Raw genomic sequence first — 19,519 nt, 5'->3', positions numbered from 1 at the left:
CTATAACGGTCCTAAGGTAGCGAAATTCCTTGTCGGGTAAGTTCCGACCCGCACGAAAGGCGTAACGACTTGGGCGCTGTCTCGGCAAGAGACCCGGTGAAATCATAATACCTGTGAAGATGCAGGTTACCCGCGACAAGACGGAAAGACCCCATGGAGCTTTACTGTAGCCTGGTATTGGAACTTTGTGCATCATGTACAGGATAGGTGGGAAGCTGAGAAGCAGGGGCGCCAGCCTCTGTGGAGCTGTCGGTGGGATACCACCCTTGATGTACGGAGTTTCTAACTCGTCGCCCTTATCGGGCGAGAGGACCATGCCAGGTGGGCAGTTTGACTGGGGCGGTCGCCTCCCAAAAGGTAACGGAGGCGCCCAAAGGTTCCCTCAGAATGGTCGGAAATCATTCGTAGAGTGTAAAGGCAGAAGGGAGCTTGACTGCGAGACCTACAAGTCGAGCAGGGACGAAAGTCGGGCTTAGTGATCCGGTGGTTCCGCATGGAAGGGCCATCGCTCAACGGATAAAAGCTACCCTGGGGATAACAGGCTTATCTCCCCAAGAGTCCACATCGACGGGGAGGTTTGGCACCTCGATGTCGGCTCATCGCATCCTGGGGCTGAAGTAGGTCCCAAGGGTTGGGCTGTTCGCCCATTAAAGCGGTACGCGAGCTGGGTTCAGAACGTCGTGAGACAGTTCGGTCCCTATCTGTCGCGGGCGTAGGAAGTTTGAGGAGAGCTGTCCTTAGTACGAGAGGACCGGGATGGACGCACCGCTGGTGCACCAGTTGTCACGCCAGTGGCACAGCTGGGTAGCTATGTGCGGACGGGATAAGCGCTGAAAGCATCTAAGCGTGAAGCCCCCTCCAAGATGAGACTTCCCACAGCGCAAGCTGGTAAGACCCCTCATAGACGATGAGGTTGATAGGTTCGGTGTGGAAGCGTGGTAACACGTGGAGCTGACGAATACTAATCGGTCGAGGACTTATCCACACACTCTTGGCAAACATGCAGATTCAGTTTTGAAGGAATGAACAGGAAAAGCTGCATTCGTGATTACTTATTTGACAAGTAATGACGAATGCAGCTTTTTGCTTTGTCGGAAAAAGGCAATTGACAGAATATTGACAAAAATAATAGGCGGGTGTATTTTGTGAGTAGGAAACCGTTTTCCTAATTAAGGGAAAGAGAGTGAAAAACCATCACAGTCACTATTAAAGACATTGCACAGCTTGCAAACGTATCGATTGCCACCGTCTCCCGAGTATTGAACAATTCCAAGCCAGTTCGCCCCGAATTGCGGGAAAAAGTCATGCGAGTGGTGGAGGAAACCGGTTTTCAGCCAAATGCGATCGCAAGGAGCTTGGTCAGCAAGGAAACCCGCATTATAGGGGTCATGATTCCCGATATATCCAATAACTTTTATTCCAATCTTCTCTACGGCGTAGACAGTGTCATCAGTGAATTCGATTACAGCATGTTTCTCGCGATATCCGATGAGGCTGTTGAAAAGGAACTGAAGTATTTGCGGCTGTTCAAAGAAAAGCAGATTGATGGAGTCATTTTGGCGAGCGTTCATTTTCTGGAGGGAAACATTCAGTTTCTGCAGGAAATGCAGGTCCCCATGGTAGTAACCGGACACGACCTGCATGGCTATCAAATCCCCACGGTCAACGTCAATAACGTGCAGGCATCCTATGACGCCACCGCCTATTTGATATCCCAGGGACATCGCCGGATCGCCTGTGTCTGCGGCCCCCTATGGGATCCGCCATGCGGCCTGGATCGGATGGGCGGGTATCGAAAAGCGATGCGGGCACACGGGCTGCCCATTCCGGAAGGCTTTGTGGCAGAAGGAGAATTCACCGCCAAGAGCGGTTACGAAGCGGTAAAGCGGATTTTTGAAGAACAGGAGCGGCCGACTGCCATTTTTGTTGCCACCGATCTGATGGCCGTCGGGGTATTGAATTACTTGCACGATGAAGGCATTCGAGTACCGGAAGATGTTTCCGTCATGGGCTTTGACAATCTGGAAATTGCCTCCCTCACCAGGCCCATGCTCAGTACTGTGCACAATGACCCGTACATGTACGGAAGGGCGGCGGGAGAGCAGCTCCTCAAGCAGCTGCGAAACGAGCCGATCGAAAGAATGAGCACCGTCCCGCACGATCTCGTCATACGCCAATCCGTAAAGTCCATTGGGTAACGGGCAGCAAGATTCCACACATAGATATCGCTGACTGACTAAAGGGGTGAAGAAGTGTGAAACTTGGCGTGTTCACGGTGTTATTCGGGGAAAAGACACTGGAGGAAATGCTCGATCATGTGCAGGCTGCAGGCTTGGAGGCAGTCGAAATCGGAACAGGAGGGTATCCAGGAAACGCGCATTGCAATCTGGACGAACTGCTGGAAAGCCCGGAAAAGCTTCGTGCCTACAAAAAAGCGGTGGAGGATCGCGGCTTGATCATCAGTGGGTTCAGCTGCCATGGGAATCCATTGACTCCCGACAAGGCATTTGCCCGCGAGTCCCATGAGACCTTTCTCAAAACGGTACGGCTGGCAGAAAAGCTGGAGGTGCCCGTCGTCAATTGCTTTTCCGGAACGGCAGGCGATCACGAAGGTGCCGTCTTTCCGAACTGGCCGGTGGCCCCTTGGCCGAATGAATACAGGGATGTGCTGACGTGGCAATGGGAAAACAAACTGATTCCGTACTGGAAGGAGTCCGCAGCCTATGCGGTTTCTCACCACGTAAAAGTAGCGCTCGAGCTGCATGGCGGCTTCCTGGTCCATACGCCTGGGACATTGCTGAAGCTCCGCGAGCAGGTCGGAGAAGGAGTCGGCGCCAACTTTGATCCGAGCCATATGTGGTGGCAAGGAATCGATCCGGTTGCCGCGATCAAGATTTTAGGGAAAGAAAAAGCCATCTACCATTTCCATGCGAAGGATACGTACATCGATCAGGATAAGGTGAACATGTACGGATTGACCGACATGAATTCCTACGCCAATCTGAATGAACGCGCCTGGTATTTCCGCACGGTTGGCTACGGCCACGATCAGCAGACATGGGCAGACATGATGAGCGCCTTGCGCATGAACGGCTATGATTACGTCGTCAGCATTGAGCACGAGGATGCCATCATGTCCATCGAAGAAGGCTTTCAGCGAGCCGTCCACAATCTGCAGCAGGTCATTTTGCGAGAGCCCGTAAACAATCTGTGGTGGGTATAGGAGGGGGAGCATGGCTACCAAACGGTGGAACATCGGAATGATCGGAGCAGGCGGGATTTCCGAAGCACATCTCGAAGCGATCAGGGAAGAGCCTAGGGCGCAGGTGGCTGCCATTGCCGATGTAGCGCACGAGGTTGCAGCAAATCGAGCAGCAAGGCACCACATTCCAGAGGTCTATACGGACTTTCGGGAGCTTTTGGCAGTGCCAGACATCGATGCTGTGGTCATTTGCGTACCCAATTATCTGCACGCCGAGACTGCCATTGCTGCACTCGCAGCAGGCAAGCATGTGCTTTGCGAAAAGCCGATGGCGATGGATGTCCAGCAAGCGGAGGAAATGATCCAGGCAGCAAAGCAAGCGGACAAAATTCTCATGGTGGGGCAGAACAACCGGTTTCGAAGCGATGCGAGGTACGTCAAGAGCTTGGTGGACGAAGGCAGGCTCGGTCCGGTGTATCACGCAAAGACAGGCTGGGTCAGGAGAAACGGCATACCGGGCTGGGGAAGCTGGTTCACGCAAAAAGAGCTGGCGGGAGGAGGACCGCTGATCGACATCGGCGTACATATGCTCGATCTGACGCTGTGGCTGTTGGGGCATCCCAAGCCCGTGTCCGTGCTGGGGCAGACGTACGCGCAATTCGGGCCGCACAAGAAAGGGCTGTCAGAGTGGGGACGCAGGGATGAAAAGGGCCATTTTGATGTGGAGGACATGGCCGTCGCCATGATTACGTTTGAAAACGGATTGACGCTCACCTTGGATGCGAGCTGGGCCTCTCATATTGAAAAGGAAAACGTTTTCCTCAATCTGTACGGAAGGGAAGGGGGGACTTCGCTCAATCTGATGGAGAATCGCCTCACGCTGTACCAGGATTGGAATGGCACTCCCGCCACCACGGAGATTGTTCCGAGTCACGACAAAGAAAGAGTGCGGCTGTTCCAAAACTTCGTTGACTCGATAGCGGGGACAGCAACGCCACTCTGCACGCCGGAACAAGCCCTGTACATCAATCGGCTGATCGAGGCCATCTATGCCTCCGCGCAGTCGGGTGAGGCAGTAATGCTGTAGACGCTCTCGCCTTTCCAAACAAATAAGGGGGTAAGTGAAATGAAGATTTTGAAAGGGCTTACATCTGTAGGGTTGACCTTTTCCATGCTTCTCTCCTTGGCGGCGTGTTCCGGCGCTCCGCAGCAATCAGCACCTGCACCCGCTTCAGGGCAGCCTGCACCGCCAGCCAGCACGGAAGCACCGAAGCCTGATGCAACCCCTCCTGCGGCTGAAAAAGTGAAGCTGGTATATGCCCGCGGGAAGGATTCTACGGACTCGACGAAGAAGCTGGTCGAAGCGTTTACGGCGGCGCATCCCGACATAGAGGTGGAAATACGAGAAATGCCTTCTGATACGGGGCAAAGCCACGATCAATACGTCACCATGTTCAGCGCCCAGTCCTCCGAAATCGACGTATTCGACCTCGACGTGATTTGGCCAGCCGAATTTGCGCAAGCAGGCTACCTCCTTCCCCTCGACCGCTTGATGGAACAGGACGCAATCGATACAGGCAAGTACATCAAAGGGGCTATGGATGCAGGCAACTTCGGTGGCCAGCAGTGGACCATGCCGAAGTTCATTGACGCCGGACTGCTCTTTTATCGCAAGGACTTGGTAAAAGAACCGCCCAAAACCTGGGATGACCTGATCGCACAGGCCAAAGCGCTGAATGGCAAAGACGGAGCAAAGTTCGGCTACCTGATGCAAGCCAAGCAGTATGAGGGTCTGGTGTGCAACTTCGTCGAATTCAGCGCATCCTACGGCGGAAAAATCCTCGATGAGCAGGGGAATGTCGCAGTCAACAACCCGGGAACGATCAAAGGCTTGAAAAAGATGATCGAGATCGTCAAATCCGACTTCGTCCCGAAAAACATCACCACGTTCACCGAAACAGAATCGCACACCACTTTCCTCGAAGGCCAATCCCCGTTTGTTCGTAACTGGCCGTATCAATTCGCCATGGCACAGGATCCGACACAATCCAAAATCGTAGACAAAGTAGCGATCGCCCCACTTCCTGCAGGCGATGCCGGATCAGCAGCAGCCCTCGGCGGCTGGATGGGCGGAATCAACAAATTCACCAAGCATCCAAAAGAAGCGTGGGAATTCCTGAAGTTCATGACTGGACCTGAAGGCCAAAAAATTTCTGCGGTACATGGCGGTCTGGCCCCTACTTATCTGCCTGCCTACGATGAAGCAGATGTCCAAAAAGCAAGTCCGCTGTTTGCCAACAAAGATTTCGTCGATGGCGTGAGCGCTGCCGTATCCCGTCCAACCACTCCGATCTACCCGAAAATTTCCGAAGTCATCCAGATCGAGGTATCCAAAGCGCTCGCGGGTCAGCAAACGGCTGAGCAAGCAGTGAAAAACATGGAGACTCAAATGAATGGGCTCATGAAAAAGTAAGCGAAAGCTAGGGTGGGTGCGAGCATCCATCCTAGCCTTACCTTTCCGTATGCGGGTTATTGACGAAAGAAGAGGGTGAATGGATGAAGCGAGCATCTCTATCGGAAAAGCAGATGGGCTATCTACTGATATTCCCTGCCGTCGTCATCATTCTCGTCATTGCGATCTGGCCTGTCATGCGTTCTTTTTGGATCAGCCTGCATGACATTCGACTCAACGATCCGACGAAAACAGAAGTCCACAACTCCTACGGCCTGGATATGGAACGGTATGTCAGCACGCTCCCCAACCTTCTCCGATATTTGAAAAAGGAAGCCGATGCGGCCCAAGGGAGTGCGAAAGACCAGCTGCTGGCGCAAAGACAGCAGGCGGAGCAGATGGACGCAGCACTGATGCAAAACAAGGAGATCGCCGCGCGCTATCAACAGATTGACCAATTGCTGCTCGAATTCAAGCCGGTCCCGACCGAATTGAAATACGTAGAGCTGTCTGACGAACAGATTGATTCCATTCGCCATACTTTGGACACAATCAGGACGACCCTAAACGATTTGGGGAGGCAAAAGCAGCTGAGCAGGCCCGAGGGGGCTTTGGGAGTGGTCCAAGGCATTTCGGCGTCGGTGATTGAGCCGAACTACATTGGGTTCGCTTATTACAAACAATTTCTCACGGACAGCAGAATGTGGGGGGCCTTGTACAATACGTTGTTTTTCACCGTCGTCTCAGTAGCGATCGAGCTGGCGCTGGGCTTGTGGATCGCGATGCTGATCAACAAGCCATTCATCGGGCGTGGATTGGTGCGTGCGACTGTGCTGATTCCGTGGGCCATACCGACAGTCATTTCCGCCATGATGTGGAAGTATTTATACGACGGGCAAAACGGGATAGTGGCCCATCTCTTTGAAGTGACCGGGCTTGTTTCCGATATGGGTGTCCTCTTGACGACAAAGGCGGGTGCCATGTTTTCCGTCATTTTGGCGGATGTCTGGAAAACGACACCGTTCATGGCATTGCTGCTGTTTGCCGGTCTGCAGACGATTCCGAACAGCCTTTACGAAGCAGCGCAGGTGGATGGAGCCAGTCGCGTTCAGCAGTTTTTTAAAATCACCCTGCCCATGCTCAAGTCGAGTTTGCTGGTATCCCTCCTGTTTCGCACGCTCGATGCATTTCGTGTTTTTGACCTGATTTACGCCTTGACCGGCGGTGGGCCTGCGAACTCCACAGAGACCATTTCCATCCTCGCGTACAAGACCATGTTTGCGCAAATGAGCTTTGGAGAAGGCTCCGCGCTCGCTGTCATCGTCTTTCTGTGCGTCGCGTTGATTTCCATCGGCTATATCAAAATTTTGGGTGCAGACCTGCTGGGCGAAAGCGGAGGAAGATAGGGAGGGAGAATGCTGTGCAGAAAAAAGCGGGACCGCTGTTTTACGTCTTTCTAGTCCTTTTTATCTTTATCGTGATGTTTCCGTTTCTCTGGATCCTGATCGCCGCGCTGAAGCCGCCCAGCGAACTGTTTGGGGAGAGAGCTTTTCATTTCATCATTCAAAACCCGAGCTTCGACAATTTTGTCCGCGTATTCACGGAGCGGCCATTCGCTCGGTACTTGTGGAATTCAACGGTTGTGGCAGCGCTGACGACCCTGTACTCCATCACGATCGCTGCGTTTGCCGCTTATGCCATCGCATGGCTGAAGTTTCGAGGGAAGGCGATCATTTTGGGAATCGTGCTGGCTGTCTCGATGTTTCCGCAGATTGCCACGATCTCGCCCATTTTCATGTTCATGCAGTCGATGGGTTTGACGAACAGCTATTTGGGGCTGATCATTCCATACACGACCTTTGCATTGCCGCTCGCCATCTGGAATTTGACCATTTTCTTTCGCAAGATTCCCATTGATCTGGGGGAAGCCGCCAAGGTGGACGGCGCCTCCATCTGGCAGACCATGACGAGAGTCTTCTTTCCGCTGGCGATGCCCGGCGTATTTACTACGGCGATCCTCGTATTTATTGCGGCCTGGAACGAGTTTTTGTTCGCGTTGACGCTCAATACGCAGGAGGCGATGAAGACGGTGCCGGTGGGAATCGTCATGTTTCAGGGCATGTTTACGGTACCGTGGGGGGAAATATCTGCTGCTTCCATCATCGTCACGGTTCCGCTGGTCATCGTGGTCCTGATTTTCCAACGGCGCATCATCTCCGGCTTGACCTCTGGGGCAGTGAAAGAGTGAATTTCTATTTTGCCCGGAAGCCTTCCAGCATCAGGGCAAGCGATTCTGTCACTTCATCGAGAGCTTGCTGCGATTCGGGCAATTGGGAGATCCAGAGCACGGCCTCGTTCATGGCACCGGAGAGCAAGTGGGTCAGGCACGTGATCGAAACCGGCTTCAGATATCCTTGCTCCTGCATCTCCTGCAGCTGATCATGCAGCAATCGCATGGAGTGCTGCTCATCCATCCTGCGCCATGTCTCCCAGCCGAGCACAGAGGGGCCATCGATCAGCATGATTCTTCTGTTCGGGCTTTCTACGGCAGCGGAGATGAAGGCGCGACATCCCAAAATCAGCTGCCCCCAAACATCTTCGCTTTTTGCCGCTTCCGTTTCCACGCGCTCGGCAATTTCACCTTGAACCATCTCCAAGACGGCATGGAACAAGCCTTCCTTATTGCTAAAGTGATGGTAGAGCGCTCCCCGAGTCAATCCGGCTTCCTTGACCATTTCCTCCATGGAGGCGTCGGCGTATCCTCGTTCGGAAAAGTATACTCTGGCTACTTCCGTCAGCTTACGGATGGTTGCCTTTTTTTGTTCTTCTTTTGATTGCTTCATGCGGATGTCTCCTCACAGGTCAATTCTCATCAGGGATGATCCGCGTATTGGCTGCTGAACGCTTCCGTTGGGGGAATGACCGTAATGATATCAAGCAGGACGCCGTTGGGATCGGACGTGATAAAATGCCGTTGGCCAAATGCCTCGTCACGGATATCCAGATGCAAAGGAAGGCGCGACTGGACGATGAGCCTATTGTATTCCGCATCGACGTTCTCCACCTCGAAGTTGAGAATGAGACCGGTTGTGGGTTGCCGATACCCTTCAGGAATGGTAGAGTGCGCCGCATCCAAAATGGCTAGTTCAAACGAGTGGCCTGATTGATCATTTTTCAGGCTCACATACCAATCAGACTCAAAGGTGGACACGAAGCCAAAGGAATCGATGTAAAATTTCGCGGTGTCAGAAACCTGCTGCGTCAAAATCACAGGATAAGAGCTGGAAATTTTCATGCATCAATCACTCCTAAAAGGGATGTACGTTCAATTTAACATACATACAGTATGTATGTGAAGTAGCGGGGTGTAAAAATTCCATTTTCTTGCATCTGAAAGGAGAGGCCTAAGAAAAAAGCAGACACAGCACAGGCTGAATCTGCTCATTCGCAATGGAACAAGTTTATTTTCCCGTACTGGCAAGAGCCAGCTGTCCGACGGTAGCGCGTCCCTCGTCGATATCGGGATGAAACTGGATGGTGGCCCGTTGCCGCACGATGCCCACTTGCCGGATGGCATTCTCCAGCTCTGCGGAATCAGCCAATGCCCCATGTGCATCGGCCATGGAGAGCCCGGCTACTATGCCCTGAGCCATAGCGACCTTGGCGCTTTCCACACCGGTTATATTCCCAGCTACAAAAAGTCCCGGCAAAGGTGTTTGCATCCGGTCGTTGTGGATCGGGACATGGCCGCCCAGGGAAGGGACATAGGCAAAGGGGCAACCGGCGATGGCAGCCAATTCAGCCAGGGGACTTAGACCACCTGCGATGCAGACAAAATCGGCCGGGATGATCTGCTCCGATCCCGGAATGGGCTGGCCGTCCGGAGCGACTCGTGCTATGCGGACACCCTCCACTTGGTTTGTCCCCACAATCTCCAAAGCAGCCGTACGCAGCTGGATGGGAATGTCCCACATGGAAAAGCCTTGGGAAGGGTAGAGACTGACTCCAAGACGCTGCATCCAACTGCTTTTCATAAGCTGACTGCCCCAGCGAATGAGGGGGGAAGGTGCGAGATGAGCGACTCGCAGCAAGGAGCGCATGACAGCCTCTGGGAACCCGGCTTTTCCTGTTACGGTGGAGACGGGCGGGAGGATCATCCGATCGATCTGGATGCCGGCGAGCTGGAGCTCCCGAGCAATGGCGACGGATAAGATGTTGACCCCGATGATGACGCCACGCTCTCCGACTCGCACTCGCTGGACGTTGGTCATGACTTGCGCGGCGCCGATCGACATCACGCCGGGCAGTGTCCAGCCAGGAACGGGGACGGCCGTTTCCGAAGCACCCGTGGCAATCAGGAGCAGAGAAGTCTCGATCTCCCCCTCCGTCGTAGAAGCGATCCAGCCGGACGAAGAAGGGACGACGTTGAAGACAGATACGCCGCACGCGATTTCAACACCGGCTGCTCTCGCTTCCCGGTCCAGGCGTGCCGCTTCTTCCATTCCATTCCACCAGGTGCCGTTCGGTTCTTGATGAAGCTGTCCCAAGAGGCGTCCGCCAGCGCGGTAAAACTCGTCGACGATCCGCACGGATAAACCCTGCTTGGCACAAGCGATGGCAGCTGACAAGCCAGCGGGACCAGCGCCGATAATGAGAGCATCGATCATTGAGAATGCCCTCCTTTTTTCAATGGAGTAGGCAGCACCACTCCTGCGGTTACTTCCATTCCGTCCTGCACCAGCGTCATGCAGGCACGTACAGTAGGCACGCCGTCCACGGTCACACGGCATTCATAGCAATGGCCGATATTGCAGTAGATGCCTCGTGGCGTCCCTTTCTCCTCGTGTACCCGCAATGTTCGGACCCCGCTTGCCAGAAGAGCAGCGGCGATCGTCTCTCCCTCATAGGCGGGGTACGTGGTTCCATTAAAGCGAAAATGCAAGGATTTGCCCGCATCCAGGGAGCCAAGGACAGGGTGGTGTACAATGCGCTGGTTCATCTATTTCGACCTCCGAGTGTTTGGAACGAGATGGGACGTACAGGCGGCTGGTAGCCGAGCGGTATCGTATGGGATGGCGAGTGGCCCGTTGCTTGTTCGATGACCTGATCAACCAGCATCCGACAGGTGCGACCTCCACAGCAGCCCATGCCTGCCCGTGTTCTCAGCTTCAACTCCCGAGCGCTGCACTGGTAAGCCTCGGCTGTTTCCAGCAGTTCAGCCAAGGATACTTCTTCACAACGACAGACAATCAATTGGTGTGCGTCCATGATGAAGTCCTCCTTTCAATCTTGTGTACCTCGAAATGCAAGTGTCATGCCACCATGTCGAGCGGGTAAGAAAAGGAAAATACACGAGTAAAGAGAAATGGATAGATGGCACGAACATTGCTAGATGAAAAGTCTGTTTGAATAACAGGTGTGAGAGGATGACAGGAATGGAGAAAGTGGAAAAGCTTCGTCAGCGGTTTGACGCGGCCGGAATCGATGGCTTGCTGGTGACCAATGGGCAAAATCGGCGGTATTTGACACAATTTACGGGGACGTATGGCGTAGTCCTCATTTCAAAGGATCAGGCGAAGCTGCTGACTGATTTTCGATATACGGCCCAGGCCAAAGCGCAAGCAAAAGATTTCGATATCGTGTTTCTGCCCACCAAGGATTCTGTTTACAGTGAAGTGGCGCGCCTCTCGGAGGAAATGGGAATCACAAGGCTGGGATTTGAAGCAGACAACCTGACGTATGCGCTGCACCGAAAGTATGGAGATGCGGCGAAAACCGAGATGGTCGCGACATCAGGCGTTGTCGAGAGTCTGCGGTTGATCAAAACACCTGAGGAGCTGTCCAAGATCCAGACAGCGGCCCAGATTGCGGATGCAGCGTTCGCTCATATTATCGATTATCTTCGCCCCGGGATAACGGAGCTGGAAGTGTCCAACGAGCTGGAAATGTTCATGCGCAAACAGGGTTCGTCAGGCTCTGCGTTTGACATGATCATCGCATCCGGCCATCGCTCAGCTTTGCCGCATGGCGTGGCGAGCAGCAAGCAAATCGAGCGTGGCGACATGGTAACCATGGACTTCGGTGCGTTGTACGAGGGGTATCGCTCCGATATTACGCGTACCGTTGCTGTCGGGGAGCCTTCAGCCCAATTGAAAGGCATTTACGAGATCGTGCTTGAGGCGCGCAATCGCGCAGTGGCGGGCATAAGACCGGGCATCACGGGAAGAGAGGCGGATGCCTTTGCGCGAGACTACATCACGGAAAAAGGCTACGGTGAGCGCTTTGGCCACGGGATGGGGCACGGAGTGGGGCTGGACATTCATGAGGAGCCGTTCATGTCGACCAGCTGCACGGCGACCATTCAGCCGGGAATGGTACTGACGGTCGAGCCAGGCATCTACATTCCGGACCTGGGCGGCGTACGTATTGAGGACGACATCGTCGTGACGGAGGAAGGAAATCAGGTGTTGACTCATTCCCCTCGCGATTTGATGATTTTGTAAGAAGAGGAGACCCTTGACTGCTGGAGATGCGGTCAAGGGTTTTTCTGTGATGCTGTACAAATGACCGTATAATTTCCTAGACACTAGACACGGATGTGTATAAGAACTGATACATGAGGTGGCAAATAGTGACCCATTCCTCCATTTTCCAGATTGGCATATCTATTGCATTTTCGGTAAATTGCAAATTAATCGTTAATTTAGAAAAAGGGGGTTGATCACTTGAAAAGAAGTATATTTGCACTGATCAGCGGTGTGGCCGTACTGGGGGCTGCGCTGGCCGGATGTGGGGGAGGGCAGCAAGCCTCCAAGCCTGCAGAATCCGGTCAAAGCCAAACGCAGCCGCAGGGAGGATCACAGCCTGCTCCAGCGGAAAAGCCAAAAGCAGAACAAGTGCTGCGCTGGAATCTTCACTCCGAGCCACCGACGGCTGACCCAGGATTGGCGGAGGATACGACGTCAGCAGCCATTACGAAGGCGCTCTTTGACGGGCTGACGAGAATCGGTCCAGAAGGCAAGCCGGTGGAGGCGGTGGCTGGGAAAATCGATGTCTCTCCTGATTTGAAAACCTACACCTTTACGCTGCGAGATTCCAAATGGAGCAACGGAGAACCAGTGACGGCACATGATTTCGAATATGCATGGAAGCGGGCGCTTGATCCCAAGACAGCTTCCAATTACGCCTATCAGCTCTACTATATCAAGAACGCGGAGAAAGCGAACAAGGGAGAAGGCAAGCTGGACGATGTCGGAGTAAAAGCAACGGGCGACAAGACACTGAAAGTGGAGCTTGAGAATCCGACCCCGTTTTTCTTGGAGCTGACAGCCTTCCAAACATATTTCCCGGTAAATAAAAAGCTGATCGAGTCCAATCCAAACTGGGCCGCAGATGCCAAGACGCACTTGGGAAATGGACCCTATAAGCTGGAAGTCTGGGACCACAAGAGCAAGATGGTGATGGTCAAGAATGACAACTACTGGGACAAAGATAGCGTCAAGCTGGACAAGATCGAATTTTCCATGGTAGAGGATGAAAACACAGAGCTATCCATGTTTGAGAATGGAGAAATCGATTGGGCGGGCTCACCGCTAAGCTCCCTTCCTACGGACGCCATGCCTGCATTGAAGGACAGCGGCAAGCTCCAGGTAAAGCCAGTGGGAGCTACCTATTGGTATAAGTTCAATACGGAAAAACCTCCTTTTAACAATATTAAAATCCGCAAAGCGTTTGCCTATTCGATCGATCGTCAACTCCTGATCGACAATGTCCTGCAGGCGAATCAACAGCCGGCAATGGCAGCGGTACCCCCGACGATGGCGCTCAACCAGGGGGGCTACTTCAAGGACAACGATCAGGAGACAGCAAAAAAACTGCTGGACGAAGGACTCAAAGAATTAGGCATGTCCAAGCTCCCGCCAATCACTCTCGTATACAACACCTCCGAAGGACACAAAAAAATCGCAGAAGCCATTCAGGATCAATGGCGCAAAAATCTGGGGGCAGATGTAAAGCTGGAAAATCAGGAGTGGAAAGTTTACCTCGAAACCATGCATGAAGGAAACTACCAGGTGGGACGCTTGGGCTGGTCAGGAGACTTCAACGACCCGATCAACTTCTTGGAGCTGTTCAAAGATAAAAACGGCGGAAACAACGACACACGCTGGGAGCATCCGAAGTTCAAGGAGCTCCTGAACCAATCAGCGACGGAGGGTGATCCGGAAAAGCGCAAAGCGCTCTTGGGCCAGGCAGAGCGAATCATGATGGATGAGATGCCGATCATGCCGATTTACTTTTACACGCATACTTGGGTGAAAAACGACAAGGTAAAGGGAGTCTTCCAGGATGGTTTGGGCGCAATCGACTGGAAATGGGCGTATATTGAATAACTTTCAATCGGGGGAATGGGTATGAAGAAATGGAGAAGTGTGATCACGGCTGCCCTGTTGAGCCTATCGCTGGCTGTCGCAGGATGTGCGAATCAAGGGCAGTCTTCGGGGGCCTCTGGCGGGGATGAGATCCTGGTTGGGGTGCTGCTGCCAGTGACAGGGAACAATGCCACGGATGGAAAAGATATGCAAAATGCCATCGAGATGGCCGTCAAAAAGGTCAACGACGGAGGCGGCGTGCTCGGGAAGAAATTGAAGATCGAAGTAGCGGATGACGGATGTGATCCGCAAATGGCGACGACAGCAGCAAATAAGCTCGTCTCGCAAAATGTAGCGGCAGTCGTAGGGGGCTACTGCTCGGGTGCGACTCTGCCTTCCTCAGGCGTCTTCAAAAATGCCAATATTCCGATGATTGTTCCTGCCGCCAACTCTGCCAAATTACCCGCTCAAGGGTACGACACCTTGTTTTTGATCAATGGTCTGACACCGGACCAGGCACAGACCGCTGCGGATTACATGGGAGCCAACCAAGCGAAAAAAGTCGCACTGATCCATGACAACTCTGCCTATGCGAAAGACCTAGCCGACTTCGCCAAAGCGGCAGTGGAAAAATCGGGAGGGACCGTGGTAGCGTATGAAGCCATCAACCCCGAAGAAAAAGACTTCAGTGCCCTCGTTACCAAACTGAAAGGAATCGGCCCGGATGCTACCTACTTCACCGGCTACTATGCCGCTGGCGGTTTGATGGTGAAGCAGTTCAAACAGAAAGGCGTTTCCGGTCTGTTCATGGTGGGGGATGGATCGTTCAGTGAAGACATTATCAAAATCGCAGGAGCAGACAATGCGGAAGGACTCCTGATTACCGCCACCCCGACAGCAGAATTCATCGAGGGCGCTGAGGCGTTCACGACCGAGTACAAGCAAACGTACAACAACCTCGCACCTGGGCCGTTCTCCGCCCTCAGCTACAATGCAGTCAACCTGCTGGTGGACGCTCTGAAACGGGCCAACTCCACCGATCACGATGCCCTCAAAAAGGCGATCAAAGAGACCAAAGACTTCAAGGCGCTCGGACAAACCATTTCCTTTAACGCCCAGAACACCTTGGATACCTCCAACTTCGCGGTGCTGAAAGTGGCAGGTGGCAAGTTTACGCTGGCCAAATAAGCGCAGGGAGGGAAGGTGGACGAATGGACATCCTGGTTCAGACGCTGGCGGACGGCCTGGTGATTGGCGCTTTTTACAGTCTGATTGCCCTTGGCTACACCATGGTTTTCGGTATCATCAAATTACTTAATTTCGCCCACGGGGATCTGTATATGCTGGGGGCATTCGTGGGGTACACGCTGCTGTCCATCCTGAATGGCAATGGTTCTGGAGCAGGCCTGATGGGCATCGTCATCGTGCTGCTGCTCACGATGGCCATCGTGGGAGTGATCGGGATGGGGATCGAACGCGTGGCTTACCGGCCGCTGCTGCTCGCTCCCCGGCTGTCCATCCTGATCACCGCGCTCGGCGTTTCTCTCTTCCTGGAAAATGGCTCGATGATTGCGTGGGGAGCGCAGTACCAGGTCTATCCGCTGCAGCTTTCGCACGATGGCTGGAATGTGCTCGGCGCGCAAATTACGTACACGCAGATGGGGCTGGTCCTGATCGCGGCTCTCTTGATGCTCGGGCTGCATCTGTTCATCAGCCGGACCCTGTACGGGAAGGCCATGCGTGCGATCGCCCTTGATCAAACGGCCTGCCACTTGATGGGGATCAACGTGCACAAAGTCATCGGGCTCACTTTTTTCATCGGTGCGTCCTTGGCGGCAGGTGCGGGAACGATGGCTGGCGCCTACTATGGAACCGTCAATTTCATGATGGGCTTCATCATCGGTCTCAAGGCGTTTACCGCTGCGGTATTAGGGGGGATTGGAAGCATTCCGGGAGCGATGCTGGGCGGATTGTTGCTCGGCATGATGGAGACGGCTGGCACTTTCGTGTTTGGCGGCTCGTGGAAGGATGTCGTCGCCTTTTCCCTGCTCATTCTCATCCTGGTGCTAAAGCCGACTGGCATCATGGGCGAAAAAGTGACGGAGAGGATGTAGCCGATGAGACTCGTTCAAGGAAAGCTTGGCAATATCCTGTTGCTCGTCGTCCTCTGCCTGCTGCCTTTTCTCTCGAATAACTATTGGCTGGACGTCGCCACCTTGGCGCTGTTTTATGTCGTACTGGCCCAAGGGCTGAACGTCGTAGTTGGTTTCGCAGGGCTTTTGGACCTCGGATATGCGGCGTTCTTCGCAGTGGGTGCGTATACGACGGGTATCCTGATGACCGTCTATCACTGGTCGTTTTGGCTCACTTTGCCTGTCGCGATGGTGTTTGCGGCCATTGTCGGCGTCATCGTAGGGGCGCCAACCCTGCGTCTGCGAAGCGATTATTTGGCGATCGTGACGCTCGGTTTTGGAGAAATCATCCGCATTCTGGCGATCAACCTCACGATCACGGGTTCGGCTTCGGGAATTTACGGGATCCCTCGCCCGTCCATCGGCAGCTACGTACTGTCAGGGCAAATGGACTTTTATTATTTGATTCTCCTTGTGGCTGTGCTGGCGGTTCTCGCGGTGAGGCGATTGGGGACGTCGCGGCTGGGGAGGGCGTGGATGTACATTCGCGAGGACGAAGACGCGGCAGAGGCGATGGGGATCAACCGCATCAACATGAAGCTTTTGGCCTACTCGATCGGAGCCGTGATCGGGAGCATGGCGGGTTCCATTTTTGCCGTCAAAATGAGTGCGATCGCCCCGCTCAGCTTTAGCTTCACCCAGTCGATCATGATCCTGCTGGCGGTCGTTCTCGGAGGGTTGGGCAGCATTCCCGGCGTCGTACTGGGAGCGGTTCTGGTGATCGTGCTGCCTGAGCTGCTGCGGTCTGTCGAGGATTGGCGCTACTTGATTTTTGGTGCAGCGCTTGTCGCCATGATGCTATTCCGCCCGCAAGGCTTGTGGCCGGCTCGCTATGTGACTAGCCCAAAGCAAGGGAGAAAGGGGGACAAAGCCGATGTCAGCTTTGATGTTGAAAAATATAACGCTTAAATTCGGCGGCTTGACAGCGGTCAACGATCTTAGCTTCGACATTCCGGCCGGCTCGATCACGAGCATTATCGGGCCGAATGGAGCAGGGAAGACATCCGTGTTTAACATGATCACTGGCTTTTATCGCCCTAGCTCGGGACAGATCCTGCTCGGCAACGAAAATTTGGTCGGGAAGAAGCCGAGCCAGATCACGTGCCTGGGGCTGGCCCGGACCTTTCAAAATTTGCGGCTGTTCCCCAATCTGACCGTGCTGGACAACGTCAAGGCAGGGATGCACGGACGCACGAGGCAGACTGTCTGGGGAGCCCTCTGGCAGACGCGGGCCCAACAGCAGGAAGAACAGTTGATCGAGAAAACCGCGCTGGAATGCCTGCGCTTTGTAGACATGGAGGGAAAATGCGAGCGGATCGCGAAAAATTTGCCTTACGGAGCGCAGCGGTATCTGGAGATCGCCAGGGCGCTAGCGACGCAGCCGCGGGTACTTTTGCTGGATGAACCGGCAGCAGGCTTGAACTATGAGGAAAAGGAGAATCTTATCGCTCTGATTCGCAGCATTCGTGAAGCCTTTGGGGTAACGGTCGTCATCATCGAACACGACATGGGCTTGATCAAGAAAATCTCGGAGCGTGTCATCGTGCTCGACTACGGGCAGAAAATCGCAGAAGGCACTCCTGAGGACGTCTTGAACAATCCCCGCGTCGTGGAAGCCTACCTCGGCAAGGAGGAGGAGGCTGTATGAGTGCGCTGCTGACGCTTACCGACGTTCACTCCTTCTATGGAAAAATCGAAGCGCTGAAAGGCATTTCTCTCGAAGTGCGGCAAGGAGAGATCGTTGCCTTGCTCGGTAGCAATGGCGCGGGGAAAAGCACGACGCTCAAAACGATCTCCGGGCTGGTCCGGCCTGGCAGCGGAGCTATTTTGCTGGAAGGGAAGAGTCTGGTCGGTCATGCTCCCCATCAAATCGTAGAGGCGGGCATCATCCATGTCCCGGAAGGACGACGCATTTTCGCCGGCCTGACCGTCCGTGAAAATCTGGAGCTTGGCGGATTTACTCAGAGAAAAGAGAAAGCGGTCATCTCAGAAGGGATCGAGCAGGCCTTTGCTTTGTTCCCTCGGCTAAAAGAGCGCAGTGGACAGCTGGGCGGCACGCTAAGCGGTGGAGAGCAGCAAATGCTGGCAATCTGCCGGGGGCTCATGGCCCGTCCCAAGCTGTTGATGCTGGATGAACCATCAATGGGGCTAGCCCCTATTATCGTGCAAGAGATCATGCAAATCATCAGGGAAATAAACAAGCAGGGGACGACGATTCTTCTGATCGAGCAAAATGCCAAAGCTGCGCTGCGGCTGGCTCATCGCGGCTACGTGCTGGAAACTGGGCGGATTGTCATGGAGAATACGGCCGAAGTGCTGCGCGGTGACGAGTCGATTGTGAAAGCATACCTGGGAGCGTAGCGATCGTATGCTGCTCGCTTTCATCAGACAAAGGAGGAAACAACCATGGAATGGATCCGGATTTTGTCAGAGGTCATGCCACCGAGGCGAGGAGGAGACTGCCGCATCCTCTGCAGGCGCCTTCGCTTGTTTTTTTCCCGAAAGGAATGAAAAAAAAGGAAAAAGCAGCCCGACAAAAAGGGCTGCTTTTTCTCACTCCACCAATCCCAGTTCTTCGTAAACCTTCATGCTGACAACGCCGTTCGGGGTTAAGCGCCGATCGCGTTGAAACTTTTTAAGAGCTGCGGTCGTACTTGAGCGAAACTTCCCATCACAAACCCCATTATAGTATCCGGCGCTTTTTAACCGATTTTGAATCAGTTGAACGTCTCCTCCGACATCTCCCTCTGCCAAATCCCTCGGATTACGGCTTGGCGGCCCCAATACATGCCCGTATATCGTAACCTTGGTTCCGAGTGGAATCATATCGAATAATTCCGTGACGTGCTTGTTGTGCATGCGGATACATCCATGGCTTTCATGCTGGCCGATCGAGTAGGGTTTGTTCGTTCCATGAATGCCGTAAATACCCCAAGGAACATTTAACCCCAACCACCGCGGGCCGAAAGACGGTCCCCAATCTTTCCCTTTGTAGATCACTTTATATTCTCCAACAGGTGTAGGGGTGGACGGGTTTCCCACAGCGACTGGATAGACTTTTACGAGCTTTCCATGCTTCCGTACAATCAATTGATGTTTGGAAGGGAGAACGTCAATGGAATAAACCCCACGATCTTCGACAAGCGGCAGCGATGGGTCCGCAAAAGCAGACTGGTGATAGAGAACGGTGATCAAAACGATAAAAAGGGAGGCAGCCATTCGAAGGAATTTCATTTTCATGCTTTGATTCAATCCTGATCACTACTTTTTCCGGTTAGTAACAGTACAGACCTTATCATGTGCG

19 protein-coding genes and 1 rRNA gene (1 of these 20 running past the window's edge) are annotated in these 19,519 nt (G+C 53.6%); 14 read left to right on the top strand and 6 right to left on the bottom strand.

All coding sequences use genetic code 11. The features are described from left to right. From JNE38_RS23910 to JNE38_RS23880, 7 genes are all read left to right on the top strand, one after another. Window positions 1-985 (top strand): 23S ribosomal RNA (locus tag JNE38_RS23910); it begins 1,941 nt to the left of the window's first position. Window positions 986-1,193: 208 nt separating this feature from the next. Further along, window positions 1,194-2,198 carry a LacI family DNA-binding transcriptional regulator gene (locus JNE38_RS23905; protein ID WP_343071717.1) on the top strand — a complete coding sequence of 335 codons (1,005 nt, stop codon included), beginning with the start codon at window positions 1,194-1,196 and terminating at the stop codon, window positions 2,196-2,198. 56 nt (window positions 2,199-2,254) lie between these two features. Further along, a complete protein-coding gene (locus tag JNE38_RS23900) occupies window positions 2,255-3,223 on the top strand; it encodes a sugar phosphate isomerase/epimerase family protein (RefSeq protein ID WP_203353601.1) in 969 nt (322 codons plus the stop codon). Window positions 3,224-3,233: 10 nt separating this feature from the next. Then, a complete protein-coding gene (locus JNE38_RS23895; protein WP_203353600.1) occupies window positions 3,234-4,289 on the top strand; it encodes a Gfo/Idh/MocA family protein in 1,056 nt (351 codons plus the stop codon). 39 nt (window positions 4,290-4,328) lie between these two features. After that, window positions 4,329-5,675: an ABC transporter substrate-binding protein gene (locus tag JNE38_RS23890; protein WP_203353599.1), complete on the top strand. Its 1,347-nt coding sequence runs from the start codon at window positions 4,329-4,331 to the stop codon at window positions 5,673-5,675. An 83-nt stretch (window positions 5,676-5,758) separates the two neighbouring features. Beyond that, the gene (locus tag JNE38_RS23885) at window positions 5,759-7,060 is read left to right on the top strand and encodes a carbohydrate ABC transporter permease (protein WP_203353598.1); all 1,302 of its coding nucleotides are present in this window, start codon (window positions 5,759-5,761) and stop codon (window positions 7,058-7,060) included. A gap of 14 nt (window positions 7,061-7,074) precedes the next feature. Further along, a complete protein-coding gene (locus tag JNE38_RS23880; protein ID WP_203353597.1) occupies window positions 7,075-7,902 on the top strand; it encodes a carbohydrate ABC transporter permease in 828 nt (275 codons plus the stop codon). A 4-nt stretch (window positions 7,903-7,906) separates the two neighbouring features. On the opposite strand, the gene JNE38_RS23875 is transcribed toward JNE38_RS23880, so the two are convergent. From JNE38_RS23875 to JNE38_RS23855, 5 genes are all read right to left on the bottom strand, one after another. Further along, window positions 7,907-8,497 carry a TetR/AcrR family transcriptional regulator gene (locus JNE38_RS23875; RefSeq protein WP_203353596.1) on the bottom strand — a complete coding sequence of 197 codons (591 nt, stop codon included), beginning with the start codon at window positions 8,495-8,497 and terminating at the stop codon, window positions 7,907-7,909. A 29-nt stretch (window positions 8,498-8,526) separates the two neighbouring features. Continuing rightward, a complete protein-coding gene (locus tag JNE38_RS23870) occupies window positions 8,527-8,949 on the bottom strand; it encodes a VOC family protein (protein ID WP_203353595.1) in 423 nt (140 codons plus the stop codon). 166 nt (window positions 8,950-9,115) lie between these two features. After that, entirely contained in the window at window positions 9,116-10,321 is a 1,206-nt protein-coding gene (locus tag JNE38_RS23865) for an NAD(P)/FAD-dependent oxidoreductase (protein WP_203353594.1), read from the bottom strand. Then, window positions 10,318-10,653, bottom strand: coding sequence for a (2Fe-2S)-binding protein (locus JNE38_RS23860; protein WP_203353593.1), 336 nt, complete (start codon window positions 10,651-10,653; stop codon window positions 10,318-10,320). Before JNE38_RS23860 ends, JNE38_RS23865 begins: the two co-directional genes overlap by 4 nt. After that, a complete protein-coding gene (locus tag JNE38_RS23855; protein WP_428993737.1) occupies window positions 10,650-10,925 on the bottom strand; it encodes a (2Fe-2S)-binding protein in 276 nt (91 codons plus the stop codon). Before JNE38_RS23855 ends, JNE38_RS23860 begins: the two co-directional genes overlap by 4 nt. A 164-nt stretch (window positions 10,926-11,089) precedes the next feature. Between JNE38_RS23855 and JNE38_RS23850 the strand changes: the two genes are divergently transcribed. The 7 genes from JNE38_RS23850 (at window position 11,090) to JNE38_RS23820 (ending at window position 18,576) form a co-directional block, all read left to right on the top strand. Next, window positions 11,090-12,157, top strand: coding sequence for a M24 family metallopeptidase (locus JNE38_RS23850; RefSeq protein WP_203353591.1), 1,068 nt, complete (start codon window positions 11,090-11,092; stop codon window positions 12,155-12,157). Between the two features lie 222 nt (window positions 12,158-12,379). Next, complete coding sequence (locus JNE38_RS23845; protein WP_203353590.1) at window positions 12,380-14,044, top strand: peptide ABC transporter substrate-binding protein; 1,665 nt, start codon at window positions 12,380-12,382, stop codon at window positions 14,042-14,044. Between the two features lie 21 nt (window positions 14,045-14,065). Then, window positions 14,066-15,211 (top strand): branched-chain amino acid ABC transporter substrate-binding protein, encoded by a 1,146-nt coding sequence (locus JNE38_RS23840; protein ID WP_203353589.1) that lies wholly within the window; start codon window positions 14,066-14,068, stop codon window positions 15,209-15,211. Window positions 15,212-15,234: 23 nt separating this feature from the next. Then, the gene (locus JNE38_RS23835; RefSeq protein WP_203353588.1) at window positions 15,235-16,137 is read left to right on the top strand and encodes a branched-chain amino acid ABC transporter permease; all 903 of its coding nucleotides are present in this window, start codon (window positions 15,235-15,237) and stop codon (window positions 16,135-16,137) included. A gap of 3 nt (window positions 16,138-16,140) precedes the next feature. Continuing rightward, a complete protein-coding gene (locus tag JNE38_RS23830; protein WP_238933437.1) occupies window positions 16,141-17,124 on the top strand; it encodes a branched-chain amino acid ABC transporter permease in 984 nt (327 codons plus the stop codon). Continuing rightward, window positions 17,090-17,863 (top strand): ABC transporter ATP-binding protein, encoded by a 774-nt coding sequence (locus JNE38_RS23825; RefSeq protein WP_203353587.1) that lies wholly within the window; start codon window positions 17,090-17,092, stop codon window positions 17,861-17,863. The genes JNE38_RS23830 and JNE38_RS23825 overlap by 35 nt, the downstream gene beginning before the upstream one ends. Beyond that, window positions 17,860-18,576, top strand: coding sequence for an ABC transporter ATP-binding protein (locus tag JNE38_RS23820; RefSeq protein WP_203353586.1), 717 nt, complete (start codon window positions 17,860-17,862; stop codon window positions 18,574-18,576). Before JNE38_RS23825 ends, JNE38_RS23820 begins: the two co-directional genes overlap by 4 nt. A 192-nt stretch (window positions 18,577-18,768) precedes the next feature. On the opposite strand, the gene JNE38_RS23815 is transcribed toward JNE38_RS23820, so the two are convergent. Beyond that, entirely contained in the window at window positions 18,769-19,434 is a 666-nt protein-coding gene (locus tag JNE38_RS23815; protein WP_203357719.1) for a L,D-transpeptidase family protein, read from the bottom strand. Window positions 19,435-19,519: the final 85 nt, after the last annotated feature.

This window comes from Brevibacillus choshinensis (assembly GCF_016811915.1).
Lineage (GTDB): Bacteria > Bacillota > Bacilli > Brevibacillales > Brevibacillaceae > Brevibacillus > Brevibacillus choshinensis_A.
This window is presented reverse-complemented; position numbering and strand designations above follow the sequence as displayed.